The following is a 22,104-nucleotide window of genomic DNA, read 5'->3' on the forward strand; positions in this document are numbered from 1 at the left end:
AAGAGCATGTCTGATATTCTACTTGGCGTTAATATTGACCATATCGCCACCCTTCGTAATGCCCGAGGCACAACGTATCCCGATCCTGTTCAAGCGGCTTTTATTGCAGAACAAGCTGGTGCTGATGGTATTACTATCCATTTACGTGAAGATAGGCGTCATATCACTGATCGCGATTTAATGTTGATAAGCCAAACGGTTCAGACAAGATTAAATCTGGAAATGGCAGTTACTGAAGAGATGATTGAGATAGCTTGTCAAACTCAGCCTGATTTTTGCTGCTTAGTACCTGAAAAACGCCAAGAAGTGACAACGGAAGGTGGTTTAGACGTTGTTGGCAATGAAGCAAAAGTTGCTGATGCAATTAAACGCTTATCTCTAGCGGGTATCAAAGTTTCTCTGTTTATTGACCCTGACCATGAGCAAATTAACGCAGCCGATCGTGTTGGTGCACCTTTTATTGAGATCCACACTGGTGCTTATGCTGACGCTGAAGATGAAATGGCTCAAGAAAAAGAGTTTGTCCGTATTCGTGATGCAGTGACTTACGCCGCATCTAAAGGCTTAAAAGTGAATGCGGGACATGGTTTGCATTACCACAACGTACAACGTATTGCCGCATTACCTGAACTTTATGAACTGAATATTGGTCATGCAATTATTGGTAGAGCCGTATTTAGTGGATTAGCACCAGCGGTTGAAGAAATGAAACGCTTAATGCGAGAAGCGCGTCACTAATGGCTATTGTTGGCTTAGGTATGGATATCGTCGAGATATCGCGTATCGAAGATATTATAGGGCGTTCTGGTGAACGCCTTGCTCGTCGCATTCTTACTGATACCGAATGGGAAATCTATCAATCCCATAAACAGCCAATACGCTTTTTAGCTAAACGGTTTGCAGTAAAAGAGGCGGCGGCAAAAGCATTAGGAACAGGGATCCGTTTAGGATTGGCTTTTAATCATTTTGAAGTGCGTAATGATGAGTTAGGCAAACCTACACTGCATTTTTTAGCGGTTGCAAAAGAGATGGCAGAGAAAGCGGGGATAAACTCTATTCACGTAACACTTGCTGATGAACAGCGTTATGCCTGTGCGACAGTTATTTTAGAAAAATAGCTCTCTTAGATTTATCACCCACAAAATCATTGACTAAGGTTTAGAGCTTATCTGCATGGTGGATCAACACAAATTTTTCCCATAATTCATCTTGAGATTCAGTATGAGTAGGATCAGTGATGATTGTGTTAGTAATCGGACAAACCGATTGGCAAGTCGGTTTATCGTAATGTCCTACGCATTCAGTGCAAAGATCAGGATTAATTTCATAAATATCATCCCCCATTGAAATAGCATCATTAGGACATTCGGGTTCACACATATCACAGTTGATGCATTTCTTCGTAATTAGTAAAGCCATATCAGTCACTTAATATATAAATTATTAAATTTCAGTAACTTATATCTTGCACTTATATGTTACCATCTATCAGTTTTATGTAGCTATATCCGATAAAATAGCGTTTTATCATTCAAATGGGGATATCGCCCAAATCTTCTTGCTTGATGAGAGATAAGCAAGGGAGGGTAAGATTACCATTTATATGACATTTCCTAAAGTAACATCACTCAAATGGCTTATCAGATTATATAAATAAAATATTAAGCGCTTGCCAATGAGGAGAAATGAAAACCAGTAGCATTAATGACATGGCGTAGTGTTTTTAATGTAGGGTTACCTGTTGGTGATAGTGTTCGGTAAAGTGTTTCACGTGAAACACCTGCTTTTTTTGCAATGGTTGCCATGCCTCCACGGGCTTCTACGACATGGCGTAATGCCATAAGAAAAGCTTCTTGCCCACCATCTTCATCTATATCAAGGAAGGCTTGATGTAAATAAGCTTTAGCAAAATCGGGGTCTTCACGTAAAATTTCGACCATTGCATCATCATGCAAACGAGAATTTGGCATAATCTACCTCTTCAAATAATCTTTTAGACATAGGATAGCTTTATTAATATCAGTATCCTGAGTTCGCTTATCTCCAGCTAGAAGTAGCAATATAATTTCGCCATCGATTAAACTATAGTAAACCCGATATCCAGCTCCTTGATCAATTCGTAATTCCCAAACACTATCACGGCAAGGTTTATGATCGCCAAAATGCTCACTTGCCATTCTATTTACTCTTGATGCAATTTTTGCTTTAGCAACAGGATCGCGTATTTTTTTGAAATAGTCAGCATATAAGTCTTTGCCATCTATTGTTAAGTAATGTTTGATCGTTTTCATTGGCAAAATGTAGCTTAAAAGCTACGAATCAACAACTATATTTGTAGCTTATAAGCTACGATAATTTATCAGTAATATATATAAAAATCAAAAATCCTAGGTAGAAGCGAGTAAATATTAATTATAAAGAGTATGTTTTGTGGTATTCCGCACACCTAATACTCTGTTATTGATGTTAAATAATGCAATAACATAAGGGGTATTCTATGCCAACACTGTTTAATATGTGGACGTTTGCGCTTTTATCTTTGGGATTAGTATTAACTCCAGGTCCTAATATGATTTACCTGATTTCACGTTCAATCTCTCAAGGGAAAAAAGCCGGATTTATTTCACTAATCGGTGTGGCTGTCGGCTATATTTTTTATATGTTATTAGCGGCATTTGGTATTACGGCCATTTTTATGGCTGTACCTTATGCTTATGATGCGTTGAAGATTTGTGGTGCGATTTACCTTTTTTATATAGCTTGGCAATCTATTAAACCTGGTGGGCGTTCTATCTTTCATCCCAAAAAATTGCTTTCAGGTAATACAACAAAGCTCTTTGTTATGGGGTTTGTTACCAATCTATTGAATCCTAAGATTGCATTGATGTATTTATCACTGTTGCCTCAATTTATTAGCATTCAAAATGGCAGCGTTTTAAATCAATCATTAGTGTTAGGGAGTATTCAAATTATTATTAGCATCGCAGTAAATGCATTGATTGTTGTTGCCGCTGGCTCTATTGCAGGGTTCTTTATGCAAAGGCCTCGTTGGGCTCTCATTCAACGTTGGTTTATGGCAACAATCTTAGGGGCTTTAGCTATCAAATTAGCCACAGAAGCGCGCGTAAACTAAAGTTTCATCTTGCTATCTTTGTCATAAACAATTCAAGACAATCTCTTTAGTTATCAATAGAAAACAGGGTACAATATCCCGCTATATGATCATGAAGAGATATCCTTGTGAATAAAGTTAAAGATGATATTTATTGGATGCATAAAGCGATTGAGCAAGCGCAAAAAGCACAAGAAATCGGTGAAATACCAGTGGGCGCAGTATTAGTCGTTGATAATAAAATCATTGCTAAAGGATGGAATCATTCAATTATCGATAACGACCCCACTGCACATGCAGAAATTATGGCATTACGCAAAGGGGGAAAGCATTTACAAAATTATCGTCTACTCGATGCAACTCTTTATATTACCCTAGAACCTTGTGTGATGTGTGCAGGAGCGATTGTGCATAGTCGGGTAAAACGCGTAGTTTATGGCGCCTCAGATTTAAAAACAGGCGCAGCTGGTTCATTTATTGATATTTTACAGCACCCTGGAATGAACCATAAAGTTGAGATAACATCAGGTGTATTAGGTGAAGAGTGTTCACAGCTTTTAAGCCAATTTTTTAAAATGAGAAGGGCTGAAAAGAAACAACTTAAAAAGCAAAAAACCAGTCCAGTTATAATGAATACTGAACCAGCCATAAAAGAATAATACCTTTTTACTGATAATTAAGGGTATACGTTGCTTGTGCTTGGAATGGGCCAGTGAGCAATGTTTGATTTTTCAGTGCAGAGGGTGATGCCTCAACATATGTCATAAAATTAAACTGAATACGTTTATTATTAAGAAGTCGAGTTGAGCTCGGCTTTTTTAATTGAATAACATTGCGTTGAACATCTGTAAATACAATCCCGATACTTTTAGGATCTTCAGATCCTGTGCCAACAACAGCAAGGTGATCGGGCATTGTAGGATGCTCTTTCCCATCTAATGTAATCGTGACGCTTTTATAAATATCCTGACTGCAATTTTCTAAACTAATACTAAAAGCAACAGGTTCACTTTTTTGAAAAGTATAGAGATCTTTTGCTGATATCTGTTTGAAATCAATTACTTTATTTTCATCACCAGCAACAATAGTACAACCATGTGCAACCACAACACCTTTAAATTCCATATCACCACCAATAAGCTCGGTCACAGCAAAAGCGGAAGGTGAAAGTAATAATAAAAGAGAAATAGCAGATTTTGTTATTGGGTTTTCCATTACATAAACTCCGCAACTAATGTGGCATGTGCTGAAAATTCACCTTCTGTAATTTTGCTACCTGTTTTTGCGATAGGAGCTGCTGTGACTTCCCAGTTTCCTTTAAAATTATTCAGTTTCCCGACAGAAAAATATTGATTAGGTGGCACAATCGCTCCTGATTTGTCTCTTAAAACAATACCTAAATTAGTTCTATCTACAGGTCCTGTTGTGCCAAGATAATTAGGGTTAAAACTAGCGATACCTGAGCTCCCAGTTTGAATTTTGAACATAATTCTACTGTTAGGGTTAGTAAAACTACCACCTTCACACTTGATGGGAATATTGCGCGTGATCTTGTAGTTTTGACTATTTAAATAGTCAGAGGTATTACCGACATTGCCAAAATCAAAGGTAATTGGAGAGCCATTATTAAATGTACATCTATCTTCCGTGGTTAATATTCCTGAACTAATCACTAATTTTGAAATTGGCTCAGGGCCATATTCTTGATATAAGCCATTACCTACACGTGCATACATTTGAGCTACAGCTTGTCCTGTTAATGAAACCCCATTAATAATCGGTTTTTTCAAGCGAAAGACTAATACACCACTACTTCCTGATGACATGTTGGGTTTTGGTGATTCAGGGACACTGCAGCCTTGTTGCCCATTTCGATTGTTCGGTTTTTCAATAAAAGGAACAGTAGGAAGTGATTCAGGACCCCAAATAGAAAACTTGATCTGAACATCGACATATTCATTCAGTTCATAGTAATTATTGCCTAAATAGCGTAGGTCAGAATTTGCCATATAATAAGTGCGAGAATTCGGAACTAAAGGATCTTTAGGACAATAAACCGTTGCTAAATATCTGTCAGGCAAAGAAAAGTTTACTGTAGCCGTTTCGCCAGGTCGGTTATTAGGAAATGTTGCGTTATTTAATGCAACTCTAAAAATATTAGGGCCTCCAACAGTGCGAACTTCACCATGAATATAAGCAGATGCCACAACTGGAGTACATAACATTGCGCCAGTAAAAAGTAATTTTAGCGTATTGAAATAAAAATTTGCTGTTGTTAATTTCATTTTATTCCTACCGGCGTCAAGTTAATTAATATTTGGGTTGTTGTTCTTTAGGTGCTGCTTTACAGCTATTTTGTTGGCAAACAAATTTTAATTCTGGATGTCCGCCGTAATCATTTACATACATCATGTAAAATTGATTGACGTTACTGGTTTTAACTGGAATTTCCAGTGATGCTTTAGGCGCAACCATTAAACCAGGGAAGGTAGTTAACTTATCGCTATCCTCACCATTCAACTTATTAGAAAGCCCGATAATTGTGATGTAATAAGGTGTCGGATTTTCTGCAATAAATTGATTGCCTTGTTTTTTAAACACTAATTGATCTTGCCAAACCATGCCTGGCTTTTCAGGAATAATGGCTGTTGGGCGGTAGAATAATTTAATGCGAGACTGCATTGCCATTTGCAACACGTTAGCTTGTTTTGGTGCTGGTGGAATTTCACGCACATTTAAATAAAACAGTGATTCTCTATCTTGTGGCAAAAGACCAATTTCTGCTGTTTTGGTAATTCTAACCACGCCTTTTTGATCACCATCAAGACGCTGTAAAGGTGGCAATGCGACTAAAGGAGAAGCGATTTTTTGTCCGTGTTCATTTTCAACCCATGATTGTGCTAAGAAAGGAATATCAGGGCTAGTATTTTTTAGGTTTACGCTAGCTGAGTTTTCGTTGCCCATTAGTACAATGCGAGTTCTATCTAATGACACGCCGGCTTGAGTCGTACCCACAATGCTAAGTGCAATTAATGAGCCACAAAAAAGCGTTTTAAGTGTGTTGAATGAGTTCATACAATTATCTCTAGTAATTCATTTTATTCATTAAAATCCCTGACATAATAACAATTCATGTTTTAGTGGATCGTTAATTGCAGCTGGGATTGTAATCGTACACTGGGTTTTACCCCCCCAGATCACGTTTAATGATTCATTAAGGTTAACACCGGCGATATAAACTAAACCATCTTCCATCACCATTCCCATATTTTCACCGTTTTTATTGGTGATTTCGGCACCAAATGGTGGGTGTTTTTGATCGACTGTTTGTAAGATGGCCATTAGGCGCTCACCTTGGCGAACAGGGAATTTATAGTAGCCAATTGCGCCTTCAGTTAATGTGGCAGAAGTAATGGCTTTGTGTGTTTCAATATCTGAATCCATTTTATCAACATCAATACGAGCATCAACATTGTTATAACTAGTTAAGTCAGTTAATACCCCAATACCGAATAGGTTTGTCGTTGTGCTTTGATTATTAAATGGTACGCCTGCAACACCATCAGTATCAACCATCATGCGAGCAGTACTTGATGTCATGCTACTGCTATGTAATGCAGCGCCGTGGCGTGTTGCAGTAAATCCGCCTTTAACTGTTGCACCTAGTGCAACATAATTATCTTGTTGATAGCTCGCATTGGCGTTAATTTCTGCATATTGCGAACGGTGTTGATAATAACCATCAGTATTGGCTTTATTGTCTGAGCTTAAACCTGCACGGACACGCCATAGATTATTATAATTGCTATTATCAGAATAAGAGGCCATTTGGTTCACTTTTCCGTTACTGTCTTGCAAGCTATAACCAATGCTTTTACCACTTCCTAATGGAACTGAAATATTAAAAGAAATACTGTCATCAGTATTACCTTTATGCTGAGTACGGAAGGCAGATAAGTTAGTATTAATCTGCTCTATACCCATAATAGAAAAATTACGGCTTACCGTAACACCATACTGTTCTTGTGTCTTTTTATCCCAATAGTTTTGGTGTCGATAAGAGAGATAAAGTGTTGTCGATTTTTCAATATCATCAGCCCAAAAAGTTTTGTTACCTGTAATGGTATACATCTCTTTTTCATAACCATTGTTATTAATATCGTTGTAACGCTCATCCATATATTGAGAGAAAGATCGGAATGTTTTCTCTGAAAAGCGATAACCCGCAAAAGTAATCGTACTATGGTACTCATCAAAGGTTTTAGCGTAGTTCAGTTTGAATGACATCCCATTGATATTTTCATTATCATAGGTTTTGCTATAAGACTGAGTAATATCACCTGAAAGCGTACCTAAACGCCCTATATCGTGACCTAAACCTAATGACCACGCATTGTAATCTTTAGCCGTCAACAAAACCCCACCATACAGCGACCATGTGTTGTTCATACCCCATGAAAAATCGCCTTGATAAAAAACAGGGCCTTGCATTTTATGGTTGTTGAGCGACGACTGACCCATTGATGTGTTATAACGCACTGAACCTGGGCGAGTCATATAAGGTAGATTGGCTGTTTGTACTTGGAATTCGCTTACTTTACCGTTTTGCTCTTCGACTCTGACATTTAATTGGCCTTGTACTGTATCTTGTAAATGTTTAATAGCAAAAGGGCCCGCAGGTACCGTAGTTTCATAAACTAAGCGACCGTTTTGCGTTACAGTCACTTTGGCATTAGTGTTTGCGATGCCATGAATTTCAGGTGCATAACCTTGCAAAGAAGGGGGTAACATTCTTTCATCACTTTGTATATTGGCACCTGTAAAACGAAAACTATCAAAAACTTGAGAGTTTAAATAAGTTTCACCAAGCGTTAATTTTGCAGCTAGGCTAGGTAATGGTTTATAGGCGTATATCTGATTCCAATCAAAGCTATTATTTGATGAATATTCAGATGAATAGTTTCCTTGATATTCAGCACGTAGTCGCCATTCACCAAGGTTAATTCCAGCTTGCCCATATCCTGTTAATGAGTTGTTATTATTGCCTTGATTTGGGCGAGTTGATGTACCTGTTAAGGTATAGTCAACTAATAACCCAGATACACCTGGGTCCCACAATTCAGGTGGTGTCCAATCCGCATCTTCATATTTCATTAGTGAGCGAGGCATAACAATATCGAGAATACCGCCATCATTTTTGATAGAGATACCTGGTAATTGACTGATATTGAAACAATCTGGTGAGATTTCTTCGATAAATTTTTGATTTTCTTCGTTAACTGTTAACTTTTTTAGAAGAGTAGGGTCAATACAAGCGATGGAGTAATTGGGTTTCACTTCAACATAATTAATGTTTTGGCGAGGGAAGTCACGACCATTTATACGGATATCTAAGTAGTACATACCCGGAATAATGTAGTTAGAGGTTGCAAAACGAGATAAATCGACATTATCTCTGTCTTCGGCATCTAGCATATGAATGTTAAATTCCACAAAATCATCAGGCTCGGCTTGAGCGAAAAACGCTAAGCACAATAGCAAAATGGCACAAATGTTTTTCCATATTGTGCTGTGAAAAAAAGAAATTAACATGAATAAACGCCTAATTATTAATAAAATAAAAAGTAATTAAATAATGAATATTTATTTTATTACTTTTTATTTTATTCTTATTAAATTGAAGTGTTTTATCAAATTTAACGCAGAGGAAGTCCCCTGCGTTAATGCAGTAATTAATTTATTATTTAATTAATTTAAATAAATAAAACGATTACTGATAATCAACTTGGAAGTTGATTACGGCTTGGAATTCACCAGGAGTTACAGTTGCGTCTGCTGATTCAGCTTGAACGTAAGCAACGAATGGGATCTTAGAAACACCATTAACTAATTGTACTGGTGTTGTTGCTGTGTTCCATTTTACTGATTTGCTGCCAGCATCCATTAAGCCGATACCTGCACCAGAAGCTGAGCCAGATACGAAAGATGCTAAGTCTTTATTTGTTGCATTAACAACACTTGGTGTATAGCTAACAGTAGCTGTTTTTGCTACGGTAGTATCACAGTCTTGTAATTCGATATCTTTTTTAACGTTACCTGCTTTCTGCATATTTGCTAATGCAGAAGTTGGGATTTCACTGAAATCAACAATAACAGGACTTGAAGAAGCTGCTAATCCACAAGCTGAATTAACAATTTCACCTTTTAATTGAATTTCGCCTTTAGTTGCGCCAACTTTTGGTGCAGAAGTTTCAGCAGTTGCAATAGAATTAATACCAAATACTAAAGCAGCAGCTAAAGCAATTTTACTCAGTTTCATTATAGATAATCCCTTGAAGATCGTGCGTATTATTATTTATAGAAAAATAATATTAGTGTCGGAATATAAAAATTGATTTGCATTATATTTCGAGTTGTTTCGAATAATGACTGGTTTATATGATATCAACAAAGGCATTCTATTTGATATAACATTTTGTTGATTTACTCAATTTTCATATTTAATCTTGCCTATTCCATATTAATAGAGTTTTATGTAGGTTTATTCTTTTTATTACTCAATTTATGGGTGAAAAAGTTTATCAGGCAGATAAATTTAATAGACAATGCAATTAACATTATTTTAACTTTACAAAAAGTAATGTTATTAACATTAGGTTAGAAAAATTAATAAAATCAATTATAGATTATCGCAATATATATAATTCAATAAGTTAGATGTTAATAATGACACCTTTAGGTTAATTTTTATCGTGAAAAAAGTTTCTCCAAAAATAACAATCATAAAATGAATAATAACACATGAGATAATTCCTACGTATTTAAGTTAATTTTTTCTTATGTTTCACCTATTCTGATAGTCTTAAAATGACTAATTGGATCATTTTAAACACAGTTTACTCATTGGGTGAGTGTTTTGGCTAATGAGTGTTACATTTTTTAACACATGAATTTTCCCTATTTTGGGTAAAAAATGGCATGACAAAATGTAACAATTTTTAATATTAAGAAAATATTAATTTAGGGATTGCTTTAATTGGTTGGAGTGATTTTTGAATAGTAGAAATGAAATAAATAAGCCTCTATAAAAGAGGCTATGTTGTTTAATAGGCTGTTTTTAAGTACAAAAATTATTGATAAGCCATATCTTGAGTCAATGATAATGATGAGCTTTCTTGCTCTTCATCGTTATCATTCTCTTTATCTTTAGATAATATTTTATTTTTGCTCTCTTTGGCTTGAAGGTAACCGACAAGGCTAAGTTGATATCGTCGAATGTTTTCAACGTAGCGATAAGCCTCATGGCCTCTGGCATAGCCATAAGGGAGGTCTGCATAATATTTCTTTTGGCTAAGTAGAGGTAATCTTGATTTTACATCTAGCCAACTATCAGGATCGGCATTTTGTTGCTCCGTAAGCCTTCTGGCATCAAGCATATGACCAAATCCCATATTATATGCTGCCAATGCAAACCAAATTTTTTCATCTTCTGGAATAGAATCCGGTAAGCGCGAAAGGAGATGCTTAAGATATTGTGCTCCTCCTCGAACACTCTCTTCGGGATCAAGCCTGTCAGTAACGCCCATACTTGATGCAGTAGGGCGAGTTAACATCATCAATCCTCTAACTCCAGTTGGTGATGTAGCATGAGGGTCCCAATGTGATTCTTGCCATGCCATAGCTGCCAATAACCGCCAATCGAAAGTATCTGCATACTTTTCAAAAAGAGGTTGATAGTTTGGCAAAATAGAATCTATCGCCGTAATAAAAGAGATAGTATCGAAGTAATCAAATGTACCTACATGGCCAAAATATTTTTCTTCAAGTCTTGCTAACACATCTTCTTGAGATAATTGATTAAAGTAATCGAGCATCGCTGCATATAAGCTATTATCTTCACCATCTGGCAAATACCACGTTAGTGGACGGCTTTCAGTGACTTCAAACCCTACGGCAACATTAGGATGAATGCGTTGTTGTACTGCAACACTGATGGAATCTGCTAAAACATAGGTTATTTTACCTTCTGATAATGCTTCTAGCAGTTGCGAGGTCGTCTGATTATCTGATTCTTCCCATTCAAGCTCGGGGTATTGCGTCTCTTTTAATGTTCGCAATAAACTTGCATGAGCTGAGCCAGCAGTGACAACAAGCCGCCCATCTAACGAATCAAAACTACGTGGTCTTAATGTCCCTTTACGGTAAATCAGCTGTTGAGAAACTGAAAAATAAGCAGGGCCACTGCGTGTCGTATCTAATCTCTCTTTATTATAAAGTAATCCGGCGGCGATAAAGTCAGCTTTATTATTCTCCAGATCATCAAACATTTGGTTGATATTTGTCCGCATATTAACGACAAGTTTCACGCCTAGGTAATCTGCAAAGCGTTTCACTAATTCATAATCGAAACCTACGGGGTCCTTTTTATCGTTCATCGTTATCAATGGTGAAGGTATCGTACTAATTCTTAACTCACCACGAGATAAAATCTTATTTATCTGCGCTTTTTGCCTATCTGGCCATGTAATATTCAACGCGATAATAGCCGCTGAAAAGAGCGCTATGATAACGATAACGAAATAGTTTATCCTTATATTATTCAATAGGTTGGTTCTCGTTAACGTTGTTTATTGTTGTGTGTAAAATCGTCATTTTAACATGGATAAATTTCCAGTAATCGAGCATTTTGCTTAACATCTTGGCAAGACGCAACTTGATTACACCAATTAATCATTAAAACACTCTAAGTTAAATGCCGTTATTTTGTTCACGCAAACGGTTTCGTCTGGGCGGTTATTCTATTATACTAGGCGCGTTTCCCCTGAATGATTGGTCAGGTTAGCTGCTAAAAGAGAGAACTCAATACTATGGAAATCCTGCGTGGCTCCCCCGCTTTATCCGCGTTTCGTATTAATAAATTACTCACTCTATGTCAGGAAAATGATCTTCCTGTACAAGGTATATACGCGGAATTTGTCCATTTCGCGAAAGTGGAAGGGCAGTTATCTGAAGATGATCAAACTAAATTACGTCAACTACTGCATTATGGACCTTCATTAACAGAACATGAGCCTGTTGGGGAAATGCGAGTTGTTACACCTCGCCCGGGAACAATTTCACCTTGGTCTTCTAAAGCGACAGATATTGCACATAACTGTGGTTTAGCCAAGGTTGTCCGAATTGAACGTGGTATCGCCTACTTTATTGAGTGCGGTACGATGACAGACAATCAGTGGCAACAGCTTTATGGTTTTATTCATGATCGAATGATGGAAACCATCTTCTTAAATTATCAAGATGTAAATGCACTTTTTGCCGAGCAAACGCCAGCACCACTAAAAACGATTGATGTGCTTGCAAAAGGCAAAGATGCACTAGTAAAAGCGAATATCGAAATGGGATTAGCGCTGGCAGACGATGAAGTTGATTACTTAGTCGATGCTTTTAACCGCTTACAGCGTAATCCAACAGATGTTGAGCTTTATATGTTTGCACAAGCTAACTCTGAACACTGTCGCCACAAAATATTTAATGCTGATTGGATAATTGATGGTAAAGCTCAAGATAAATCATTATTTAAAATGATTAAAAATACGTTTGAGCAAACGCCTGATTATGTCATGTCAGCTTATAAAGATAATGCGGCAGTAATGGAAGGCTCTGTGGCGGGGCGTTTTTATCCTGATACAGAAAAAGGGCATTATCACTATCATCAAGAGCCCGTACATATCTTGATGAAAGTAGAAACACATAACCACCCAACAGCAATTTCACCTTGGCCAGGGGCTGCAACGGGTTCAGGCGGTGAAATTCGAGATGAAGGCGCAACGGGGCGCGGTGCAAAACCTAAAGCTGGTCTAGTTGGATTTTCGGTTTCTAACTTACGTATTCCGGGATTTGAACAGCCTTGGGAAGAAGATTTTGGCAAACCAGAGCGTATTGTTAATGCATTAGACATCATGACTGAAGGTCCACTAGGTGGTGCGGCATTTAATAATGAATTCGGTCGTCCGGCATTATTAGGTTATTTCAGAACCTATGAAGAACAAGTAAATAGCCACAATGGTGTTGAAATTCGCGGTTACCATAAACCCATCATGTTAGCTGGGGGTATCGGTAATATTCGTGAAGATCACGTACAAAAAGGCGAAATCACTGTTGGCGCTAAGTTAATTGTACTTGGTGGACCCTCTATGAACATCGGTCTTGGTGGTGGTGCCGCTTCTTCTATGACATCAGGTCAATCAGATGCTGATTTAGATTTCGCCTCTGTACAGCGTGATAACCCAGAAATGGAACGCCGTTGCCAAGAAGTTATCGACCGTTGCTGGCAATTAGGTGACGATAACCCGATCTTATTTATTCATGATGTTGGTGCTGGTGGTCTTTCTAATGCAATGCCTGAATTAGTTAATGATGGCGGTCGTGGTGGTCGTTTTGAATTACGTGATGTTCTTAATGATGAACCGGGTATGAGCCCACTTGAGATCTGGTGTAATGAATCTCAAGAACGTTATGTATTGGCGGTATCGCCTGAAAAAATGCCTCTTTTTGATGCGTTATGTCAGCGTGAAAGAGCACCTTATGCTGTGATCGGTGAAGCAACGCAAGAGCGTGAATTAGTGCTCAATGATACACACTTTGATAATAAGCCGATTGATATGCCATTAGACATATTATTAGGTAAAGCACCTAAAATGTTGCGTGATGTAAAATCACTTAAAACAGAAGGTGAGTATCTCTCCCGTAAAGATATCGATTTAAAAGATGCCGTCTATCGTGTTCTTCATTTACCAGCCGTTGCTGAAAAAACCTTCTTAATTACCATTGGTGACCGTACTGTAACGGGAATGGTTGCGCGTGATCAAATGGTCGGGCCTTGGCAAATTCCTGTTGCCAATTGTGCCGTTACCACAGCAACATTAGATAGCTATTATGGCGAAGCGATGTCTATTGGTGAACGAGCACCTATCGCGCTGTTAGATTTTGCTGCATCTGCACGTATGGCTGTCGGTGAAGCACTAACAAATATGGCGGGTTGTGATGTAGAAGCACTTAATCGCATTAAGCTTTCGGCTAACTGGATGTCAGCAGCAGGTCATCCGGGTGAAGATGCAGGTTTATATGACGCAGTGAAAGCCATTGGTGAAGAGTTATGTCCAAAGCTAGGTATTACTATTCCTGTGGGCAAAGATTCGATGTCAATGAAGACGCGCTGGCAAGATAAAGATGGGAAAACCAAAGAGGTTACTTCTCCACTATCTTTAGTTATTACAGCATTCTCTCGTGTTGAAGATGTGCGTAAAACAGTGACGCCTGAATTATCAACACAAGCTGGAAACCGCTTGTATTTAATTGATTTGGGTAATGGTCATAATGCATTAGGTGCAACGGCACTAGCGCAAGTTTATCGCCAATTAGGTCAAAAAGCGGCTGATCTTCGAGATGTTGAACAGTTGAAACAGTTCTTCAATGTGATGCAACAATTGGTCAATGAAGGCAAATTGTTGGCCTATCACGATCGCTCTGATGGTGGGTTATTTGTCACTCTTGCAGAAATGGCATTTACAGGCCATTGTGGCTTACACGTTGATATCAGTGCTTATGATGAAGATATTTTAGCTGGACTCTTTAATGAAGAGCTCGGTGGTGTGATCCAAATTCGTGCTGAACATCAAGAAGTTGTCGAAGCATTATTTGCCGAATATGGTTTATCGGATTGTTTACATTATTTAGGTCAAGCAACAGAAAATGATGCCATTATTATCCAAAGCCGTGAAACGGAAGTTTACAACGAAAAACGCAGCACATTGCGTCTTTGGTGGGCAGAAACAACATGGCAAATGCAACGCTTACGTGATAATCCAGAGTGTGCGGATGAAGAGCATCAAGCAAAACAAGATCTCAACGATCCTGGGTTAAATGTGAAGTTAACCTTTGACCCAAATGAAGATATTGCTGCACCTTATATTGCAACAGGGAGTCGCCCTCGTATTGCAGTTTTAAGAGAGCAAGGTGTTAACTCTCATGTTGAAATGGCGGCTGCTTTTGACAGGGCTGGTTTTGATGCTATCGACGTTCATATGAGTGACTTACATTCATCACGACGTTCACTCAGTGATTTTGATGTGCTGGTGGCTTGTGGTGGATTCTCTTACGGTGACGTATTAGGTGCGGGGGAAGGCTGGGCGAAGTCCATCTTATTTAATTCTCGCTTACGCGATGAATTTGCTCAATTTTTTGAACGTCAAGATACCTTATCTCTCGGGGTCTGTAATGGTTGCCAAATGATGTCGACATTATCAGAACTTATTCCAGGTGCAGATTTGTGGCCTCGTTTTGTTCGCAATCGTTCTGAGCGTTTTGAAGCGCGCTTTAGTTTAGTGAAAGTGACAGAAAGCCCATCATTATTACTACAAGGTATGGTGGGTTCACAAATGCCTATCGCAGTTTCTCATGGTGAGGGTTTTGCTGAATTCCGTAATACTGAGCAACTAGCACAACTAGAAGCACAAAATTTAGTGGGATTACGTTTTGTGGATCACTACGGTAATCCAACAGAACAATATCCATTAAATCCTAATGGCTCTGTAAAAGGGATCACGGCTGTCACTACAAAAGATGGTCGCTCAACCATTATGATGCCTCACCCAGAACGTGTGTTTAGAACAGTCAGTAATTCTTGGCATCCAGATAATTGGGGTGAAGACAGCCCTTGGATGCGTTTATTCCGCAATGCAAGAAAACAATTTGATTAATCAAATGTAATATTATCTTAGAGATAAATACATAAAGCCTCTACATTGTTAGAGGCTTTATTTTATTGATAATAAAAGAATTATTTTTTGTTGTGTAAAAACGGCGACACTTACTAGTTTGCTTGTCTCTTTTTGGCGACATTTAATTTATTGAAATATAAGTAATTATTAAATTTAGGGTAACTCTGTCTGGATATGGAGACAGCTTGGTTGTTTTATAACTAGATAAAAAAGAGTTATAAATAAAATATCAGAGAGGTATTTTTATTTTTTGTTTATTTTCAGTTTGTTAGAAGATTCTTTGAAAAGTTGGCACGCCTTGTGCATTATATAAATCAGTTGCTCATTCAACTTTTTATGTCGGTCCACAATATGGGTGGGAACATACCACATAAGCCAGGAATGACGCCAGAGTAAGGTGCCTACCGTCCAACACCATGATACTCGTCTTCGGACCTTATCAAACACAGGGCGACACGTGGAGTGAGGCACCACCTTCATTCTCTTTTAGAGAAAAAAGAGATGAAATATTGACGAGCGGAATATCTCAATAAGATATTCCGCTCTCCCACTTCTAGAGCCTGTCGCATTTCCTCGTTTGTGTTTGTTCTCTTACCTAATTTTCCCAATGTCGGACTTTTTTCTTGTTATCAAGTCATGTAGCATCGCATTACTCTAATAGGTGTTGAGATGATTTCATTGAAAAAGTGGCGTGTTTTCCCCCGTTCTTTAAGACAGCTCGTGATAATGGCATTTTGGATGGTGCTATTACCTTTACTTGTGCTTGCTTATCAGGCTTATCAAAGTCTCGATCAATTAAGTAATCAGGCTGCTATTACCAATAAAAATGCACTCGCAGATACTGAACGCAGTGAAGTAATGCGAAATCTTGCGATTGAAATGGAAGGAAACTATCGTCGGTATTGTGTTTTAAGAGATAAAACTGATGATGATATGTATCAGCAACGCTACCAGCAATACACCAAACTCTTCTCAACATTACAGCAAACCATTATTCCTCTTTCGGCATCTAAAGAAGCCGATGTACTTAATACCTCACTTGAAAAACTAAAATCGATTCAATGTGAAAGCAGTGAACCCACAAAAGAGATGCAACAAGCTTTAGAGCAATTCTCTTATGCCAATAACCGTATCGTTGTATTAACTAAAGAGATTATTTTTAGCCGTGGTGAACAACTTCAAATGGCAATCGCTGAGAAAGGGCGCTATTTTGGTTGGCAAAGTCTTATCGTTTTTGTTTTCAGTTTGATCCTCATTGCGCTATTTACTCGAATGATTATTGGCCCTGTTAAAGGGATTGAGAAGATGATCAATCGATTAGGTGAAGGTCGAACACTGAGTAATAATTTAGATACTTTTCAAGGGCCACGAGAACTTCGTTCATTAGCACAACGTATTATTTGGTTAAGTGAGCGTTTAGCATGGCTTGAGTCACAACGACATGAATTTTTGCGTCATATTTCTCATGAGTTAAAAACACCGTTAGCGAGTATGCGAGAAGGTACGGAATTATTAGCTGATGAAGTTGCGGGCCCTTTAACTCTTGATCAAAAAGAAGTCGTTTCAATTCTCGATAATAGCAGTAAGCAGTTACAGTTATTAATTGAACAACTACTTGATTACAATCGCAAACTTTCTGAAGTTCCTCAACAAATCGAAGAAATTAACTTGACTGATTTAGTAAATGATGTGGTATTAGCCCACAGTTTACCCGCGAGAGCAAAAGATATTAAAACGATAATTTCACTTAATCTAACCACATGTCGAGCAGAAGCGACGTTATTATCGCGAGTTATCGACAATCTCTACTCGAATGCGGTGCACTATGGTGCTGAATCAGGTAATATCTGGATCTCTAGTTATCAAGTTGAACAGAAAATAGTTATTGATATAGCCAATAAAGGAACACCTATTCCTGAATCTGAACAAAAAATGATTTTTGAACCCTTTTTCCAAGGATCTTTGCTACGCAAAGGGGCTGTCAAAGGAAGTGGTTTAGGTTTAAGTATTGCTCATGACTGTATCAAAAGAATGGAAGGTGAACTAAGTGTTGTTCCTTCTGACTATGCCGATGTCTGTTTTCGTATTGAATTACCGCTACTTTCTGAGATTAAATAATGCAAATCAGGTCACAAAAACAAGCATCTCCTCATCATGAGTATAAAAAAATAAATAAGAAGATGCTTGGTATTGAATTGTTATCTATGGCCCCTGCATCAACTAGAAAAATTGCATTAAATTGGAAGCAGTGTTTCTTGTTTATTATGTTTCCACTGGTTCTTTCAGGGTGTACACCAAAGTCGCTCACTGAGACACAAGAGCCTGAGCCAGAAATCCCCGTTGTTAAGCAAAAAACGATTGATTATCGTTGGGCTGAATGTAAAACATTAAGCTCATTTTATGATGAAGGCATCAATAACGCGCTTTATTGGTTACGTGCCATTGAATGTACAAACCGCATAATGACGACCGAAGCACAACGCCAAGCCAGCAGTGTTGTCGTCACTGGTTGGGATGATGCATTTTATAAAAGTATTCTATTAGAGCGTGCTGGAATGACGATTGCCGATCGTCGAACACAATTAGTATTATTAGAAAGCTATCAATTACAATTTCCAAGTTCTATGCGAGTTCTATTATCAACATGGATTGAGAACCAAACGCTTATTCTCTCTTTAGCAGAAGAAAAGAGTCGTTATCGCCGTTTAATCACAGATACAGATAATAGAATTGATGCACTAAGAAAAGAGAATAATGCGTTACAGCATGAACTGAGTCTCACCCTGAAAAAGCTTGAAAGTCTTACCCAAATTGAACGGCAGTTATCGAATAGAAAACAGAGTGGCTCTGTTGATTCGCTATCGCAAAATGAAGATTTAGCTGAGAGCGTAACGGAAACAGAAAAAGTGAATGCAGAGAAACCTGCTGCTGAAAAACCAGCCGTTGAAAAAACGAATGAAAAACCCGTTTCGACGCAATCGATAACAGAGAAGTCAAAAGGTGAGGAAAAACAACCGCCTGCAATAGTGGTTAAACCAGAGCCTTCCAAACCAGAATCTACAAAAACCGAATCTACGAAAACTGAGGCGGTAAAACCAGAACCTGTCAAAACAGATACTGACACACAAGGCTCAAAACCGACTGAAGCAGGTTCTAAATAAGGAGAATGTGCATGGCTGGCCATAAATCAGCAAATCTTTTACTTGTCGATGACGATCCTGGGTTATTAAAGTTACTTGGTATGCGATTAACAAGTGAGGGTTTTCATATCTTCACCGCTGAAAGTGGACAAGAAGCACTAAAACTTCTCTTAAAAGAAAAAATAGACCTTGTTATTAGTGATCTCCGAATGGATGAAATGGATGGTATGGCGCTGTTTGCTGAAATACAACGTCAGCAGCCGGGCATGCCCGTTATCATTCTTACGGCTCATGGCTCTATTCCTGATGCAGTGGCCGCAACACAGCAAGGCGTATTTAGCTTTTTAACCAAACCCGTTGATAGAGACGCACTTTATAAAGCGATTGATGAAGCACTTGAGCTTGTGACTATTGTTTCAGATGAAGAGTGGTCAAAAGATATCGTGACACGTAGCCCGCAAATGCTACGTTTATTAGAGCAAGCAAAGCTAGTCGCCCAATCTGATGTCAGTGTACTTATCAATGGCCAAAGTGGTACGGGTAAAGAAGTCCTTGCCCAAGCTATCCATCGCGCAAGCCCTAGAGCGAAAAAACCTTTTATTGCCATTAACTGTGGTGCTTTACCTGAGCAACTTCTAGAGTCTGAATTATTTGGCCATGCGAAAGGCGCTTTTACAGGCGCGGTGAGTAGCCGTGAAGGTCTATTTCAGGCAGCTGAAGGCGGCACATTATTTTTAGATGAGATTGGCGATATGCCAATGGCATTGCAAGTTAAGTTATTACGTGTTTTACAAGAGCGAAAAGTTCGCCCATTAGGCAGTAATCGCGATATTGATATTGATGTACGAATTCTTTCTGCAACGCATCGTGATTTACCTAAAGCGATGGAACGTAATGAATTTCGAGAAGATCTGTTCTATCGTTTAAATGTGGTTAACTTACGTATTCCGACATTAAGTGAGAGAGCAGAAGATATTCCTATTCTTGCTAATCACTTATTGAGAGAGTCTGCTAAACGCCATAAACCTTTTGTTCGAAGTTTTTCAACCGATGCGATGAAATGCTTAATGACAGCAAGTTGGCCGGGTAATGTGCGTCAATTGGTTAACGTTATTGAGCAATGTGTTGCGTTAACAACAGCACCTGTGATCAGTGAAGCGCTTGTAACACAGGCATTACAAGGTGAAAATACGGCACTGCCCACATTTGCAGAAGCGAGAGGGCATTTTGAAATGACCTATTTGAGAAAGCTTTTGCAAATGACAAAAGGCAATGTGACCCAAGCCGCACGTATGGCTGGGCGCAATCGAACTGAGTTTTATAAATTGTTATCTCGTCATGAGCTAGATGCGAATGATTTTAAAGAATAACCTTTTCAGATAACGAATATATTTTTAAACTAACTTTCCTTTTATGCGGAAGATAGCGGAGAGACTAATTTTTATGAGTCGTAAACTAAAACTCACCATGGCTCAACTTAATTGGGTTGTTGGCGATATTGAAGGTAACTGCGAACGCATGTTATCTACCGTAAAAGCACAAGAAGATACCGATTTGGTCATGTTTTCTGAGTTGGCTTTATGCGGTTACTCTCCTGAAGATCTGCTATTTCGTCCTGATTTCCAACAGCGTTGTGAAACACAACTTACGCGTTTAGAACAAGCAAGTAAAAAAACGGCGATTGTTGTTGGGCATCCTTGGTGGCAAAACGGCAAAATTTACAACGCACTTTCATTTTTCTATAAAGGTGAATTACAAGCGCGTTATTTCAAACAGCAATTGCCTAATTATGGTGTGTTTGATGAAAAGCGTTATTTCCAACAAGGAAATGAGCGCTGTGTGGTGCCATTTAAAGGTTACCACTTAGGCTTGTTAATTTGTGAAGATATCTGGATCAATGAACCTATCGATGCATTAAAACAAGCGGGTGCTGATCTTGTTTTATCTATTAATGCATCACCTTATAACCGTGAAAAACCTCATGTTCGTACACAGCTAATTAAAGAACATTGCCAAAGAACACATCTTCCCGTGATTTATCTTAACCAAATTGGTGGCCAAGATGAGTTGGTATTTGATGGTTGTTCAAAAGTATTTGATGAACGCGGTACTATTACGCATCGTCTAGCTGCATTTGATGAACAAACCACTATCGTTGAGTTCGATGAATTAAATATTATTCCGATGGCAGATCCTGCTCCGGAACTTTCGCCTTTAGCGCAAGTTTATCAAGCGTTAGTGCTTGCAACGCGTGATTATGTAATTAAAAACGGCTTTAAAGGGGCAATTCTAGGGTTATCTGGTGGTATTGACTCTGGACTAACAGTTGCTATCGCAGCTGATGCCTTAGGCAAAGAGAGTGTTCAGGCTGTTATGATGCCATTTCGTTATACTTCAGAAATGAGCATTCATGACGCAAAAGAACAGGCTGATTTATTAGGTGTTGAGTTTGATACGGTTTCTATTGAACCTATGTTTGATGCTTTTATGGCTCAGCTTGCGCCTATGTTTAAAGATACTGCCGCAGATACCACAGAAGAAAATCTACAAGCACGTTGCCGCGCTGTTATTTTGATGGCAATGTCGAATAAACGCCGTCGTTTAGTGTTAACCACAAGCAATAAAAGTGAATCAGCAGTGGGGTATTCCACATTGTATGGCGATATGGCGGGTGGTTTTGATGTACTAAAAGATGTACCTAAAACATTAGTTTTCGAGCTTTCTAAATATCGTAATACACTTTCACCTGCTATTCCTCAGCGTGTTATTGATAGACCACCATCAGCAGAACTTGCACCGGGGCAAACAGACCAAGATAATTTACCTCCTTATGACATTCTGGATGCTATTCTTGAAGGTTATGTTGAGCAAGATAAATCTGTATTTGATTTAGTTGCAGCAGGATTTGATGAAGCGACAGTCCGTAAAGTGATAAAATTAGTCGATATTAATGAATACAAGCGACGTCAAGCCCCTGTAGGGCCACGTATTACAAGTCGTAATTTTGGTAAAGATCGCAGATACCCAATTACAAGCGGTTTTGGTCGCCACAACTGGTAATAGCAGGATAATA

At 38.4% G+C, this 22,104-nt stretch carries 18 protein-coding genes; 9 read left to right on the plus strand and 9 right to left on the minus strand.

The genetic code is table 11. The features are described 5' to 3' along the window. Nucleotides 1-6: 6 nt before the first annotated feature. Nucleotides 7-738, plus strand: a complete 732-nt coding sequence (pdxJ, locus tag ACNARN_RS09245) for a pyridoxine 5'-phosphate synthase (protein WP_198632672.1) — start codon at nt 7-9, stop codon at nt 736-738. After that, nucleotides 738-1,118 (plus strand): holo-ACP synthase, encoded by a 381-nt coding sequence (acpS, locus tag ACNARN_RS09250; protein ID WP_069367826.1) that lies wholly within the window; start codon nt 738-740, stop codon nt 1,116-1,118. Before pdxJ ends, acpS begins: the two co-directional genes overlap by 1 nt. Before the next feature lie 40 nt (nt 1,119-1,158). Here the strand turns inward: acpS and ACNARN_RS09255 are convergent, their stop codons facing one another. The 3 genes from ACNARN_RS09255 to ACNARN_RS09265 all read right to left on the minus strand — a co-directional run bounded on the left by ACNARN_RS09255 (nt 1,159) and on the right by ACNARN_RS09265 (nt 2,291). Beyond that, nucleotides 1,159-1,419 carry a YfhL family 4Fe-4S dicluster ferredoxin gene (locus ACNARN_RS09255; protein WP_416304388.1) on the minus strand — a complete coding sequence of 87 codons (261 nt, stop codon included), beginning with the start codon at nt 1,417-1,419 and terminating at the stop codon, nt 1,159-1,161. 242 nt (nt 1,420-1,661) lie between these two features. Further along, a complete protein-coding gene (locus ACNARN_RS09260) occupies nt 1,662-1,970 on the minus strand; it encodes an addiction module antidote protein (protein ID WP_196569581.1) in 309 nt (102 codons plus the stop codon). 3 nt (nt 1,971-1,973) lie between these two features. Next, nucleotides 1,974-2,291, minus strand: a complete 318-nt coding sequence (locus ACNARN_RS09265; protein ID WP_115350077.1) for a type II toxin-antitoxin system RelE/ParE family toxin — start codon at nt 2,289-2,291, stop codon at nt 1,974-1,976. Between the two features lie 206 nt (nt 2,292-2,497). Between ACNARN_RS09265 and ACNARN_RS09270 the strand changes: the two genes are divergently transcribed. Both ACNARN_RS09270 and tadA read left to right on the plus strand, forming a co-directional pair. Next, a complete protein-coding gene (locus tag ACNARN_RS09270) occupies nt 2,498-3,133 on the plus strand; it encodes a LysE family translocator (protein ID WP_198625824.1) in 636 nt (211 codons plus the stop codon). 107 nt (nt 3,134-3,240) lie between these two features. Then, on the plus strand, nt 3,241-3,771 hold the full coding sequence (gene tadA / locus ACNARN_RS09275) for a tRNA adenosine(34) deaminase TadA (protein WP_198625823.1): 531 nt from the start codon (nt 3,241-3,243) through the stop codon (nt 3,769-3,771). Between the two features lie 7 nt (nt 3,772-3,778). On the opposite strand, the gene ACNARN_RS09280 is transcribed toward tadA, so the two are convergent. From ACNARN_RS09280 to mltF, 6 genes are all read right to left on the minus strand, one after another. Further along, the gene (locus ACNARN_RS09280; protein ID WP_109370977.1) at nt 3,779-4,327 is read right to left on the minus strand and encodes a fimbrial protein; all 549 of its coding nucleotides are present in this window, start codon (nt 4,325-4,327) and stop codon (nt 3,779-3,781) included. After that, on the minus strand, nt 4,327-5,397 hold the full coding sequence (locus ACNARN_RS09285; protein WP_416304389.1) for a fimbrial protein: 1,071 nt from the start codon (nt 5,395-5,397) through the stop codon (nt 4,327-4,329). Before ACNARN_RS09285 ends, ACNARN_RS09280 begins: the two co-directional genes overlap by 1 nt. A gap of 25 nt (nt 5,398-5,422) precedes the next feature. Further along, complete coding sequence (locus ACNARN_RS09290; RefSeq protein ID WP_416304390.1) at nt 5,423-6,187, minus strand: molecular chaperone; 765 nt, start codon at nt 6,185-6,187, stop codon at nt 5,423-5,425. A 30-nt stretch (nt 6,188-6,217) separates the two neighbouring features. Further along, a complete protein-coding gene (locus ACNARN_RS09295; protein WP_416304391.1) occupies nt 6,218-8,704 on the minus strand; it encodes a fimbria/pilus outer membrane usher protein in 2,487 nt (828 codons plus the stop codon). A gap of 178 nt (nt 8,705-8,882) precedes the next feature. Further along, nucleotides 8,883-9,431, minus strand: coding sequence for a fimbrial protein (locus tag ACNARN_RS09300; protein WP_416304392.1), 549 nt, complete (start codon nt 9,429-9,431; stop codon nt 8,883-8,885). An 811-nt stretch (nt 9,432-10,242) separates the two neighbouring features. After that, the gene (gene mltF / locus ACNARN_RS09305; protein WP_109370972.1) at nt 10,243-11,715 is read right to left on the minus strand and encodes a membrane-bound lytic murein transglycosylase MltF; all 1,473 of its coding nucleotides are present in this window, start codon (nt 11,713-11,715) and stop codon (nt 10,243-10,245) included. Nucleotides 11,716-11,979: 264 nt separating this feature from the next. Here mltF and purL point away from each other — a divergent pair, with 264 nt between their 5' ends. The 5 genes from purL (at nt 11,980) to ACNARN_RS09330 (ending at nt 22,091) form a co-directional block, all read left to right on the plus strand. Beyond that, nucleotides 11,980-15,870 carry a phosphoribosylformylglycinamidine synthase gene (gene purL, locus ACNARN_RS09310; RefSeq protein WP_416304393.1) on the plus strand — a complete coding sequence of 1,297 codons (3,891 nt, stop codon included), beginning with the start codon at nt 11,980-11,982 and terminating at the stop codon, nt 15,868-15,870. 690 nt (nt 15,871-16,560) lie between these two features. After that, complete coding sequence (locus tag ACNARN_RS09315; protein ID WP_196534119.1) at nt 16,561-18,009, plus strand: sensor histidine kinase; 1,449 nt, start codon at nt 16,561-16,563, stop codon at nt 18,007-18,009. After that, complete coding sequence (gene qseG / locus ACNARN_RS09320; protein WP_368927694.1) at nt 18,009-19,052, plus strand: two-component system QseEF-associated lipoprotein QseG; 1,044 nt, start codon at nt 18,009-18,011, stop codon at nt 19,050-19,052. Before ACNARN_RS09315 ends, qseG begins: the two co-directional genes overlap by 1 nt. Before the next feature lie 11 nt (nt 19,053-19,063). Further along, nucleotides 19,064-20,401 (plus strand): two-component system response regulator GlrR, encoded by a 1,338-nt coding sequence (gene glrR / locus ACNARN_RS09325; protein ID WP_023581612.1) that lies wholly within the window; start codon nt 19,064-19,066, stop codon nt 20,399-20,401. 73 nt (nt 20,402-20,474) lie between these two features. Beyond that, nucleotides 20,475-22,091 carry an NAD+ synthase gene (locus ACNARN_RS09330; RefSeq protein ID WP_416304394.1) on the plus strand — a complete coding sequence of 539 codons (1,617 nt, stop codon included), beginning with the start codon at nt 20,475-20,477 and terminating at the stop codon, nt 22,089-22,091. The last annotated feature ends 13 nt before the right edge of the window (nt 22,092-22,104 follow it).

Source organism: Proteus sp. TSJ240517 (assembly GCF_047921575.1).
Lineage (GTDB): Bacteria > Pseudomonadota > Gammaproteobacteria > Enterobacterales > Enterobacteriaceae > Proteus.